10 protein-coding genes and 2 pseudogenes are annotated in these 12,381 nt (G+C 68.3%); 4 read left to right on the top strand and 8 right to left on the bottom strand.

Annotated elements, in window-relative coordinates:
* The first annotated feature begins 12 nt into the window (after positions 1-12).
* The 3 genes and pseudogenes from F0L68_RS04585 (at position 13) to F0L68_RS04575 (ending at position 3,166) form a co-directional block, all read left to right on the top strand.
* On the top strand, positions 13-444 hold the full coding sequence (locus tag F0L68_RS04585; protein WP_149848153.1) for a MarR family winged helix-turn-helix transcriptional regulator: 432 nt from the start codon (positions 13-15) through the stop codon (positions 442-444).
* A gap of 61 nt (positions 445-505) precedes the next feature.
* Positions 506-1,588, top strand: coding sequence for an epoxide hydrolase family protein (locus F0L68_RS04580; protein WP_149848152.1), 1,083 nt, complete (start codon positions 506-508; stop codon positions 1,586-1,588).
* Between the two features lie 131 nt (positions 1,589-1,719).
* Positions 1,720-3,166: pseudogene (locus F0L68_RS04575) on the top strand (ISNCY family transposase).
* 342 nt (positions 3,167-3,508) lie between these two features.
* Here F0L68_RS04575 and F0L68_RS04565 read toward each other — a convergent pair.
* The 8 genes and pseudogenes from F0L68_RS04565 to F0L68_RS04530 form a co-directional block, all read right to left on the bottom strand.
* On the bottom strand, positions 3,509-4,699 hold the full coding sequence (locus F0L68_RS04565) for an MFS transporter (RefSeq protein ID WP_149848151.1): 1,191 nt from the start codon (positions 4,697-4,699) through the stop codon (positions 3,509-3,511).
* A 204-nt stretch (positions 4,700-4,903) separates the two neighbouring features.
* Positions 4,904-5,944 carry an alpha/beta hydrolase gene (locus tag F0L68_RS04560; RefSeq protein ID WP_149848150.1) on the bottom strand — a complete coding sequence of 347 codons (1,041 nt, stop codon included), beginning with the start codon at positions 5,942-5,944 and terminating at the stop codon, positions 4,904-4,906.
* 24 nt (positions 5,945-5,968) lie between these two features.
* Complete coding sequence (locus F0L68_RS04555) at positions 5,969-6,403, bottom strand: VOC family protein (RefSeq protein WP_149848149.1); 435 nt, start codon at positions 6,401-6,403, stop codon at positions 5,969-5,971.
* A gap of 148 nt (positions 6,404-6,551) precedes the next feature.
* The gene (locus F0L68_RS04550; RefSeq protein WP_149848148.1) at positions 6,552-7,427 is read right to left on the bottom strand and encodes an NAD-dependent epimerase/dehydratase family protein; all 876 of its coding nucleotides are present in this window, start codon (positions 7,425-7,427) and stop codon (positions 6,552-6,554) included.
* A gap of 149 nt (positions 7,428-7,576) precedes the next feature.
* Complete coding sequence (locus F0L68_RS04545) at positions 7,577-8,515, bottom strand: AraC family transcriptional regulator ligand-binding domain-containing protein (RefSeq protein ID WP_149848211.1); 939 nt, start codon at positions 8,513-8,515, stop codon at positions 7,577-7,579.
* 254 nt (positions 8,516-8,769) lie between these two features.
* Positions 8,770-8,922, bottom strand: a pseudogene (locus tag F0L68_RS43305) (IS256 family transposase); the annotation flags it as partial.
* A gap of 960 nt (positions 8,923-9,882) precedes the next feature.
* Entirely contained in the window at positions 9,883-10,446 is a 564-nt protein-coding gene (locus tag F0L68_RS04535; RefSeq protein ID WP_149848147.1) for a manganese efflux pump MntP, read from the bottom strand.
* A gap of 118 nt (positions 10,447-10,564) precedes the next feature.
* Positions 10,565-10,927 (bottom strand): ArsR/SmtB family transcription factor, encoded by a 363-nt coding sequence (locus F0L68_RS04530; protein WP_149848146.1) that lies wholly within the window; start codon positions 10,925-10,927, stop codon positions 10,565-10,567.
* Between the two features lie 201 nt (positions 10,928-11,128).
* Here F0L68_RS04530 and F0L68_RS04525 point away from each other — a divergent pair.
* A partial coding sequence (locus F0L68_RS04525; RefSeq protein WP_223198499.1) for a heavy metal translocating P-type ATPase occupies positions 11,129-12,381 on the top strand: 1,253 nt, incomplete at its 3' end.

Here is a 12,381-nt window from a genome sequence, read left to right as displayed (position 1 = left end):
CAAGGAGCAGTCATGACAACCACGCCGACCGTCAACCCCCAGATCATCGGCCAGGCCGAGAACGCCCACAAGCCGCTCATGGCCCGCGTCCTGGCTCCCACCGGCCTCACGTTCCACCAGTGGGTGACGCTCAACCTCACCGCGGCCAACGGCGGGACTGTCGAGCGTGAACTGCTCGTCGGCCGGCTGACCGGCGCGCTGAAGATCGACGACTCGGCGGCACTGCAGGCGATCACAGGCCTGATCGACTCGGCGCTGCTGGAAGCTCAGCCCGCCACCGTCGAGCTCACCGACGCTGGCCAGGCTCGGTACCGGGAGATCCGCGCCTCCATCGACGAGGTCATGGCCCGGGTCTACCGCGACATCCCGGCCGAGGACCTCGCCGCCGCAGGCCGCGTCCTGACCCTCATCACCGCACGCCTCAACGCCGAGGCCGCCGCGTGACGGGTGTCCCGGATTCCCTGTGCCGCAGGCACTTTCCACCCAGGAACACCAGGAGACGATCGTGATCAAGCCCTTCCGCATCGACATCCCCCAGCTCGACCTGGACGACCTCGCCGACCGGCTGGCCCGTACCCGCTGGCCCGATGAGCTGTCCGAAGCCGGCTGGGACTACGGCATCCCGCTGGACCGGGTGAAGGAGTTAGCCGAGTACTGGCGCACGGCGTACGACTGGCGCAAGCACGAAGCGGCCCTCAACGAGCTTCCCCAGTTCACCACCGAGATCGACGGCCAGAACATCCACTTCCTGCACGTTCGGTCCAGAAAGCCGGACGCGCTGCCGCTCGTCCTCACCCACGGCTGGCCAGGCTCTATCGTGGAGTTCCTCGACGTGATCGGCCCGCTGTCCGAGGACTTCCACCTCGTGATCCCGTCCATTCCCGGATTCGGCTTCTCGGGCCCCACCAGCGATCGCGGCTGGGACCTGCGCCGCGTCGCCCGTGCCTGGGCCGAGCTGATGGACCGGCTCGGCTACGACCGTTACGGCGCCCAGGGCGGCGACTGGGGGTCGGCGATCGCACGCGCGCTGGGCGCCGCCGCCCCCGACCGCGTCGTCGGCGTGCACCTCAACTACCTGCCCACTCCCCCGCCTCCTGGCGGCGAGGAAGGACTGTCCGAACACGACCTGGCCAGGGTCGCGCGGATCAAGCAGTTCGCGGCCCAGCGCCCGGGATACATGGTGTTGCAGGGCACCCGGCCGCAGACTCTGGCCTACGCGCTGACCGACTCGCCGGTCGGGCAGTTGGCCTGGATCGCCGAGAAGTTCACCGAATGGACCGACCCGCAGTCCGAGGTCGTGATCGACCGCATACTCACCAACGTCATGCTCTACTGGCTGACTGGCACTGCGGGCTCCTCGGCGCGTCTCACCCGCGAGAGCGGCTTCGGCGGGCCGCTGCCCTGCCCGCCGCCGGTTGGTGTGGCCGTGTTCGCGCACGACATCACACTGTCCGTGCGCCCGTTCGCCGAACGGGCGTACACGGTTACCCACTGGTCCGAGTTCGATCGCGGCGGCCACTTCGCGGCGATGGAGGTACCCGAACTCTTCGCCGCCGACGTCCGGACTTTCTTCCGAGACCTGTACTGACTTTCCGCCGTTCGTCCAGTCTGTCTAGCTACTTCGACCTGAAAAAGTCGCCGCGTGGCGTTCCGTGTGGTGGCGGTTGGTGAGCGGGACGGTGGCCTCGACCCCTTGGGCTAGAAGGGATCGAGGCCACCGTGTTCCGCACTGTAGCTGTTCAGACGTCGTTGTGGGATGCGGTGCGTCCTGCGGAGTTACTCGTGTTGCCAGCCGAGCTGGGCCGTGTGGACGCGCTGCTGGACGATCCGGCGTTCTTCGTGCCGTTCGTGCCGTTGTTCGATCCGCGGATCGGTCGGCCGTCGACGCCGATCGAGACCTACCTACGGATGATGTTCCTCAAGGTCCGGTACCGGCTGGGATACGAGTCGCTATGCCGGGAGGTGGCGGACTCGATCTCGTGGCGGCGGTTCTGCCGGATCGGGCTGGACGGATCGGCGCCGCATCCGACCACGCTGATGAAGCTGACCACCCGCTGCGGCGCGACGGCGGTGGCGGGGTTGAACGAGGCGCTGCTGGCCAAGGCCGTGGAGGCGAAGCTGCTACGCACGACGCGGCTGCGGGCGGACACGACGGTGGTCCCGGCGAACGTGTCGTACCCGACCGACACGGGTCTGCTGGCCAAGGCGGTGCGGCGGCTCGCGACGACCGGCCGGCGGATCCAGGCCGCCGGTGGCGCGACCCGCACCCGCACCCGCGTCCGGGACCGGTCCCGTGCGGCCGGCCGGCGGGCGCACGCGATCGCCTCGACGCTGAGGTTGCGGGCCGCGGCGGGCCGGGATGAGGCGCGGGCGGTAGTCGGGCGGGTGACCGGCGAGCTGGCGGACCTGGCCGAGGTCGCGGCCACGCAGGCGCGGCGGCTGCTGGTCAACGCCGCACGGGCGGTGCGCCGGGCACGGGCGAGGGCCGCCCGGCTTCGCGCCGACGGCGGGCACGACCCGGCGGCGGGCCGGCGGCGTGGCCGCCTGATCCAAGCGGTGAACGACCTCACCGAACTGCTCGACGCCACCCGCCGGATCGCCGCCCAGACCCGGCAACGGCTCGCCGGCATCACTCCGGACGGGGCCACGCGGCGAGTCAGTCTGCACGATGCGGATGCCTGGCCGATCGCCAAGGGCCGCCTCGGCAAACCGGTCGAGTTCGGCTACAAGGCACAGATCGTGGACAACGACGAGGGCATCGTGGTGGACCACACGGTCGAGCCGGGCAACCCCACGGACGCGCCCCGGCTCGCTCCCGCCGTCCAGCGGGTCATCAACCGCACTGGCCGCCCACCGCGTACGGTCACCGCCGATCGCGGTTACGGCGAGAAGAGCGTTGAGGACAGGCTGCACGACCTGGGTGTGCGCACGGTCGTGATCCCACGCAAAGGTCGGCCTGGCAAGGCCCGGCGAGCCGAGGAGCACCGCCGGGCGTTCAGGCGCACCGTGAAATGGCGTACCGGGAGCGAAGGCCGGATCAGCGCTATCAAACGCGGACACGGCTGGGACCGTAGCTCGGATGGGCGGCATCGAAGGAGCCCGAATCTGGACCGGACTTGGCGTCCTGGCCCACAACCTCGTCAAGATCAGCGCCCTGGCCGCCTGACCACGGCACCGCCGAAGATCAACACAACCCTCGGCGACACCGCCCCGGCTGCCCCTCAGCCGCCGGGCTTTTTCAGGTCGAAGTAGCTAGGTTCGCGTGGTCGCGCCGCCGGGGCTCCTGACGCGGTCCCGTACGGCGCGGCCCCAGGGCGTCGGCGAAGTCTCGGGACGTCCTCTTTGTGATCATGTGAGGCCGAAGAGAGTAAGGGGTAGGTGCGGGTCGCGGGTGTTGCGACGAAGCACGGCCGCGATGTTGGTGACACCGGTGATGCGCAGGGCACCGATGGCGAGGTTGCGCCAAGTGGCCATCGCCCGCGGCCCGTTCCCCGTCCGAAGCTGGCCGTCAGACGCGGCGCGTGCTCCATACCGCGATGGACGTGAGAATCACCAGCCCCGCCGCGATCCACAGCACACCGGTGACGGCGACCGACCTCACGGCCAAGCTGCCGAACAACGCGCCCAGTGCGATGGCCAGGTTGAACATGCAGGTGTTCAGGCCAGTCGCGGCCTCGGTCGCGTTCGGCGCCGCCTTGATGATCCACGTCTGCACACTCACTGGCAGGCCGCCGAAAGCCAGGCCCCACAGGATCAGCAGCGCCGTGCCGCTGACCGGGCTGTGGCCCAGGACCGGGAACACCGCGAGGCAGGCAGCCAGCACGATGCTGACGACGATGATCGTCGCGCGGACATCACGTCCCGCAATGGACCCCGCGATCGTGTTGCCCACGATGCCCGCGACGCCGTAGGCGACCAGCAGCGGCCCGATCGCCTTCACACCGATCCCCGAGATGTCCTGAAGAATCGGACTGACGAATGTGAACGCGGCGTAGTGACCGCTGACCAGCAGGAAGGTCGCGATCGCGCCGACCCGGACTGCGGGGGTGCGCAGTTGCCGCGCGAGTGTCCGCAACCGGACCAGCTCGCCGGAGGGCATCCGCGGTAGCAGTGCGAGCAACGCGATCGCCAACAGCACACCCACGCCGGCCACGGCCACGAACGCGATTCGCCAGTTGCTGAGGCTACCGATCAAGGCCCCGGCGGGGACGCCGAGCACGTTTGCCGCCATCGCCCCCAAGAAGATCAGCGACGTCGCCCTCGGCACGTGCGTGCCTGGCACCAAGCGCACCGCGAGCCCAGCCGCGAGCGACCAGAACCCGCCGATGCTGATGCCGACGAAGAACCGCGCGACGAGCAGCACGCCGTAGTTTGGCGCCAGCGCGGAGACCACGTTGGCGAGCACCATCAGCAGGATCAGCCCAAGCAGGACGATCCGTCGGTCCAGCCGCCTGATCAGGACCGGTAGCACTGGTGCGGTGGCGGCGGCGACCAGGCCGGACACGGTCACCATCAGGCCGACGTCCCCGTCCGAGACGCGCAGCCCGCCGCCGATGGCGGTGAGCAGGCCCATGGGCAGGTTCTCGACGGTGACCACGGAGAACGTACCGATCGCGACGGCCAGCACCGCGAGCCAGCTCCGGAGAGGCACCCGTTCGGGCGCTGTGCTCGAGGTGAGGACGGAATCAACGTTGGTCATGTGTGTGCTCCGATGAGCTGTGCCCGCTACAGGCAGTCGAGGACGGCCATCACGACGACGGGAGCACGGGCAGCCCTGGTGACGGTGACGGCCAAGCGGTTGACGACTCCCCGGTGACAGCCGCTGATTGGCGCAATCGGCGCAGGGCAGGTCTGGGCCAGCAGCCGGTAACGCGTGATCGGTCTCACCTGTGTTCGGGATGGGTCACACGCCGAGGTGACGGTCCAGCCACCGAATGACATGGGCGGCAGCTTCGCTGACGTACGGGTCCTGGTCGTAGAGTTCGACGTGGTTATGGGTCTCGATCCACACCAACTCCTTCTCGCCGAGCGCAGAGTCGTATGCCTGCTGGGCGTATTCGGGCAACAGCGCCGTGTCAGTGGTGCCGTGCACGACAAGCAGTGGGGTCGGCGCGACCAGCGGTGCGTGCGCGATCGAGTTGTACAGGAAGTACGACTGCAGCGAATCCGCGGTCAGCGTGCGGGACCAGTTCGGCGCATCGGCCTTGCTGGTGCGGTCGTAGTAGCTGTGTGCCTCCGGGCTCAGCATCGCAACCAGCGGCGCCTCCGCCGACAACGTCTTGGCAGTCGTCGGGATGTAGGCGATTTCGCCGGATTCGTACTGCTTTTGGACAAGGTCGTTGATGGCGCGGTAGTAGGCGGCGAAATTCTCGACGCCGAGGAACTGCTGGAAGGTCCCGCCGATGTTGTAGCCGCCCGCGATGCTGACCACTGCCCGCAACCGTTTGTCCCGAGCACCTACCGACACCGCGTACCCGCCGCCCATGCACACGCCCACCGCACTCACCCGATTCGAGTCAACATCGGCGCGGGTGAGCAGGTAGCTCACCGCATTCGCGTAGTCCTCGATCACGGCACCAGGGTCGTAGCGGAAGCGCGGTTCGCCCTCGCTCTCACCGAAATTGCGCGGATCAAAGGTGAGCACCGTGTATCCGACGTCCGCCAGTCTTTCTCCATAGTGCGGCAGGGTCTGTTCCTTGACGCTGCTGATCGGTCCGCACATCACCACACCGGGTGTGCGCTCGCCGGCCGCCGCACCTGGTGGCCGATACAGGTGCCCGGCGAGAGTGGCCGGGCCGCTGAGAAATTCGACCGATTCCCGGCGCGACGGATCGGCCCGCAAGAGGTTGGCCGGGTTCTCGGGAAGGTAATACCTGCCGGGGTCGGCCACCTCACCGAGGGCAGTGGTGGTCGGCCGGATCCTGATCGACTTCGTGTCCGACATGCGAAGCTCCTTGATTGTCAACGGTCAGGCGCCGAATGCCTTGGCGGCCTCGCGGGCGATCTCGTCCGCGGACACGTCGCGCAGGTGTTGCGAGATGCCCCAGCGGTGCCCGAAGGGGTCGATGATCTGCCCGTGTCGCTCGCCCCAGAACGTCTCGGCGAGCGGGTGGAACACCGTTGCTCCGGCGTCCAGTGCCCGCTGCCACAGGGCGTCGGCGTCCTCGGTGGCGATCTGCAACGCCCCGTAGGTACCGCCCAGGGTCAGCGGCGACACGATTCCCTGGTCGGGGAACTCGTCCGCGATCATTACCGTCGAGTCCCCGAACGCCAGCTCGATCGTCAGCACCTTGCTGCCGGGCAGCGGAATGCGACTGCGTTCCTCGGCGCCCAACGCTCGGGCGTACCACTGCGCGGCAGCCACGACATCGCGGACCACAAGGTGAGGGGTGAGGGTGGCCATGGGTTCCTCCAAATGAACGCTGTCCGGGTCATGCTTCTTCGCCCGACCGATGACGGGCGCGTTTGGTTGCAAGTCGTGCCGGGAGCCCGGGGGCGGTCGCGCACGCCGGGGCAACCGTGACGCGGGTCGTGGTCGGCCGGCTGGCGGCTCAGCGGTAGGAGCCGTCTCGCAGGTCGGCGACGGCATCGAGGTGCCGGGGCTGCCAGCCCAGCCGGTCGCGGGCGGCCTGACCGCTGACGGACTGGTCGAGCGCGAGAGCATCGGCGAACAACGCCCCCAACTCGGCCCGCGCCTCGTCCAGGGGCCAGACCTGTGGCTCGCCGGAGACCCCCGCAGCCTGCCCCGCGGCGGCGGCCAGGTCCCGGACCGGGACCGCTGGCTGGCTCACGCCGTGCCACAGCGTCCCGGCAGACGCCCGCTCAGCGACCCCGGCGAACAGATCGGCCAGATCGTCGACGTGCACCATCGGCCAACGCACCGTCTCGTCCGCGACGACCACCGGCGCGCCGTGCTTGCGGGCCAGGTCGACCAGCAGCGCGGGGATGCCGCCGCCGCGACCGAACACGATGCCGGGACGGATCACGGCGGCGCGGACACCCGGCTCGGAGGTAGCCAGCACCCGCTGCTCGATGTCGGGCCGGTACCCCACGATCGGGATCGGATTGGTCGGCGCGCTCTCGTCCGCCGTCGCCGTCCCGGTGGCGCCCAGCACCCAGACACCGCTGGTGTAGACGAAGGCGCGGTCGGTGCCGCGCAGCGGGCTGGTCAACGCCTCGACCGCCGCCTCGTCGACGGCCGCGTCACCACTGGGCGTTGCCAGGTTGATCACGGCATCGATGTCGGGTGTCACTGCGGCGGCGAGCGAACCAGGGTCGGTCAGGTCGCCGACTCGCTGCTCATATCGGCCCGCTGAGCCGTCGCGGCGTGGACGAGTGAGCGCCACGATCTGGTTCCCCATACCCGACAGCCGTTCGGCGACGGTCGAGCCCAGGTAACCACCGGCCCCAATGAGCAGAACACGCATTACCCAAGACCTCCACAAAGACTTCGATATCGTGGGAATCGATTCGATTCGCTCTCCACTCGGAGAGTCTCACCTGATATCGGGCGTCGCCAGGAGGACACGACGTGCCAACCGCGGGGCAGAACACGCCACCGTGCGCGCCGAAGCCGTCAGCCGCCCCAGCGCTTCACGGCACGTAGGGCGGATCGCCGATCCTCGTAGCCAAGCAGCGCAGCCTGCTCCGGGCGAGTTAGTGGTTCGCCGTCCGCGGCCTGTTCGTAGCGCCTCCGCCGAGCGCGGTCGAGTTCGGCGCGCCAGGTCGTGCCGTCCTCAGCAAGTCGTCGTTGCAGCGAGCGTCGGCTCATGAGCAGGCGGCGGGCCACGCGATCTAGGGTGGCCGAATTCTCGTCGAGGGCGGTCGCCAGGGCCACAGCGAGATGGTCGGACCACGTGGTGGCGCGCGGTGGCGGCGCAGGCAGCGTGGCGGCGTAGCGTTGCAGAATCGCGGCAAGCCGCGGGTCTGCGGTATGCAACGGCAACTCCAGGTCGGCAGTGCGGAAACTGACGGAGTCGACGGGTGCGTCGAAATCGATGGCGCTTGTGCCGAATACCTCGACCAGGCCGGCATGAGTTCGCGGGGCGGACTGGCGGAAAGCGACATGCGTTGGGCTCACCGGGGCTCCGGTGACCAACCGGCTTCGGGTGAAAATCGCCGCAAGCGCCCACTGCATGGCAAGGTCTCTGCCACGGCCATCGCCGTTGATCATCGCGACCTCGAAACTGATCTCCTGCTCTGTCTCAGGCCCTGGTTCGAAACGGAAGTTCGTGCTGATCGCACCGACATACGGACCGCACAACGCGAGCCCGGCACCCAATGTCGGCGCGGTGGTGAAAAGATAGTCGTACAAGCCAACTTCGCCGACCACATAACGTTCGGCGATGCGGACGGCGGCATCAGCATCGCCAAGACCGTGCTCCACCACCTCCCAGGTGCGAAGGTAGAGCCTGCTGGGGACTCGTACATCGTCGTTGGTCATCGCCCAGCTAGGAAAACCGCATTCGTGGGCGAGCCGATGTGACTCCAGCCCCGCTTCGACGGCACGGCGCATTACGGACTGTGGCAGCAACACACTGTCGGTTGTCTCCACCACCCCCCGGACGTCACCCGCTCCGCCTCCCAACCCCGGTACCACCAACCCGCCCTTCGTCCAACACCCGATCACCAGCACTGACTCGCCGAGGCGACCTCCTCCGTCAAACTACCTGAGACACCCCCGGGCAGATGAGTCTTCTGTGGACCGTTGCAGAGCGGGGGTCGGTCTACTGAGGAGCAATAGTCAAGACCCTGTGGATAGGGATCTTTTTAGGCTGCTGATGGTTGGGGTTGTCCGTCGGGCCCGTCGGCCAGTTCGCCGTTGACGAAGCGGGCTCCGGCGCGGACGAGGGCGACGAGATGGGGTGAGCTGACCAAACGCCAGCGGTCTTGGTCGGCCTCGATGAGCTTGAACTGAGGGGCCTCGCGTTTTCCGGACAGCCTGTGTGCGACTACGTATCTGGCTGCTTCACAGCGGGGAAGAGACTCATCGACGAGTTGGTGACGGGGATACTGGTGGCGCGACCACGGTGTCGCCGTCGCCCGGGATCGGGGCAACAGACGACGGTCTCAGGTCGCCTGTGCGGCGAGCAGATCGGTTAGTCTGGCAATCTCCCGCAGCGGCCGTACCGGCACCATCAGCGGCCATCGGCGAGAACACGTCCGCCGGAACCACGAACAGCGGTGAGTGGTTCTGGAGCAAAACCTTGACCCTGTTTCGCGGGGTTCAGGGCCGTGCTCCAGTTTTGCTCCAGTTCGGCGTCACACGATGATCGCCAACGGACAGCAAAAACCCCGCCGACCTGAGGGTTGGTGCAGGTCAGCGGGGTTCGTTCGCGTGCCTAGCACGAGTGGAGCTGAGGGGACTCGAACCCCTGACCCTCACACTGCCAGTGTGGCGCACAGCGGCCCTGGACAGTACCTCTGACCAGCGGGAACAGCGGATCGCCACGTCAAACCCGTTGCGGTCGCTGCACTTGTGTGCCATACAGCGCGGTCCGATGCAGGTTCAATACACATCCCTGCTCCAGTTTTGCTCCAGCACGTTCAGTGTGAACGCCCGACATCCGACCGGACATGCCTTGTGTCACAGCACATTCCGGCCATGGCATCGAAGCGACTCGTAGCGGGTCAGCCCTCGAAGAGGTCGTCATCCCCTCCCTCATGACGACGCAGCCTGGCCACGTCACCGCCGCCGTACTCCGCGATCACACCGGCGGTGAGCCAGACCAGGGCCGGCAGAAAGTCCTCCCGTAGCTCATCGGCAAGCTGATCAACGGTGAGATCCTCATTCGCGCCCGCCCCGAGGATGCCGGCCGCCGGGGTGGCCCAGCGTGCGCATTCCGGTCCGGGGCGCAGTGCGTCCTTTGGCAGTGGATCAGATCAGGCGAGCAGCCGTTGCCCAGCCAGAAACAGGCCCAGGACAATCAGGACGATGCCGGCGAGTCGTTCAACGCCTTCGCGATAGCGTTCCGCGATCCGAGCGCCCAGGAGCATGCCGAGTTGAGCGGCAGCGAAAGCTTGGGCGCCGATGCCGATGATGACCGGAATCAACGGCAGGTGGGTGAGACCGAGGCTGAAGCCGATGGCCAGCTCGTCCAGGCTGATACTGATTCCCAGTCCGAGCAAGGCAACGCCGTGGGCGCTGATGAGCTTGTTGGCTTTCTCCTCCTCGTCATCGCCGTCGCCGTGCAGCAGCATCCAGGCGCCGATGGCGACGACCGCGGCGGCGGCCACATAGTCGGCGGTGTCGCCGATCGCGTGGGCCAAGGGTGCGCCCACGGCAACACCTATCAATGGCATCCCGGCCTCGAACACCAGGAACAGCAAGGAGATCCGCCACCGCATCCGTGCGGGGAGCCGGCCGGTGGCGCCGATCGCGGCGGCGACGGCGAAGGAGTCCAGTCCGAGCGGCAGCACGAACGCCAGGACCTTCAGGATCAGCATCAGCGATGGTCGGTGTGCAGGTCGGCGAGGGCGGCATACTCCAGGCGAACGCCGCGACGCACCGGAGTGGCTGTCTCGACGCCAACGTCACAGGCCGACGGGAATGAGCTCACCCGGATCAGCCCACCGCGTCCGGGCGGTCCGCCAGGCCCAAGCGCAGGTGCTCGCTGTGATAGATGGCCTCGTCCAGCAACTGGGCGACGTGGTTGTCGTAGAGGCTGTAGACGATGCTGCGGCCGGCGCGGGTGCCGGTGACCAGACCGAGGTTGCGCAGCAGCCGTAGTTGGTGGGACACCGCCGACTGTTCCATGCCCACCGCCTCGGCCAGTTCGGTGACCGGTCGGGGACCTTGGCGCAGCTCGGTGAGGATCAGCAGCCGGCTGGGGGTGGCCAGGGCCTGCAAGGTGGTCGCGACGTGCGCGGCGGCCTCGGCGTCCAGCCGCCCGCCCGGCCGGTCCCGGCCTCCCACCCCGTGTCCCATGACCATGGAGTCTAGCTCACACCGGTATTCATGAAGACATCTTCATACGTTCTGTTACGGTCGGTCGGTCCGCTCCTCGTCCCTGGAGGTACCCCCGTGGCCCCGTCCACGAGCCCGACTACAGCCGCGCCCACACACCCCACCGCCAGCCGGCCACCCGCCGTGCCGGCGCGTCGGACACGGTTGTTCGCGCTGCCGGAGATGCGGTGGGCGGCTGCGGCGCTGGCGTTGTTTCTGCTCGGGTTGGCTGCCCAACTGCTGGACGGACCGGGCTGGCTGTGGCGGGCGCTGTACCTGGTCTGCTACGCGGCCGGGGGCTGGGAGCCGGGCCTGGCCGGGCTGAAGGCACTGCGAGAGCGGACCCTGGATGTCGATCTGCTGATGGTCGTCGCCGCGATCGGGGCGGCGGCGATCGGGCAAGTCACCGACGGGGCGCTGCTGATCGTCATCTTCGCCACCTCCGGCGCGCTGGAAGCGCTGGCCACCGCACGGACCGAGGACTCGGTGCGCGGGTTGCTGGACTTGGCCCCGCAGACCGCGACCATGCTCACGCCCCAGGGCGGCGAGCACCTTGTGCGGGCCGCCGACCTGCAGATCGGGGACATGATCCTGGTCCGGCCCGGCGAGCGGATCGCCGCCGACGGCACGGTGCTGGCCGGGGCCAGCGAGGTCGACCAGGCCACCATCACCGGCGAGCCGTTGCCGGCGGACAAGACCGTCGGCGACGAGGTGTTCGCCGGCACACTGAACGGCACCGGGTCGCTGCGGGTGCGGGTGGACCGCCGCGCCGAGGACTCCGTCGTCGCCCGGATCGCGACCCTGGTGGAACAGGCTAGCCAGACCAAAGCCAAGACCCAGTTGTTCATCGAGAAGGTCGAGCAGCGCTACTCGATCGGCATGGTCGCCGCCACCCTCGCTCTGTTCGCGATCCCGCTGCTGTGGGGCGATTCGCTTCAGGACGCGTTGCTGCGGGCGATGACGTTCATGATCGTCGCGTCCCCGTGTGCGGTGGTGCTCGCCACGATGCCGCCGCTGCTGGCCGCGATCGCCAACGCCGGACGCCACGGCGTGCTGGTCAAATCCGCCGTGGTGATGGAACAACTCGGCGCCACGACACGAGTCGCGTTCGACAAGACCGGCACCCTGACCCGTGGCACCCCCGAACTCGCCGACATTCGGGTCCTGCCCGGTGCACGGTTCACCGAGCACGAACTGCTGCGGCTGGCCGCCGCCGCTGAGCATCCCAGCGAACACCCACTGGCCGCCGCGATCGTGCGTGCCGCACGTGGCCGTGGCATCACCCTGCCTGACGTCACGGAGTTCTCCGCGCAGCCCGGTCGGGGTGTCGCCGCCTTGGTCGACGACCACTTCGTGCAGGTGGGTTCCCCGTCCGCGTTGTTGCCTGCCGAGGACGGCACGGCCGACACCTCGACGGCCTCCGCGGCAGTCCACGC

The organism is Solihabitans fulvus (assembly GCF_008386585.1).
Lineage (GTDB): Bacteria > Actinomycetota > Actinomycetes > Mycobacteriales > Pseudonocardiaceae > Solihabitans > Solihabitans fulvus.
The sequence above is the reverse complement of the archived record's forward strand: the minus strand, read 5'-3'. Positions and strand labels throughout refer to the sequence as shown.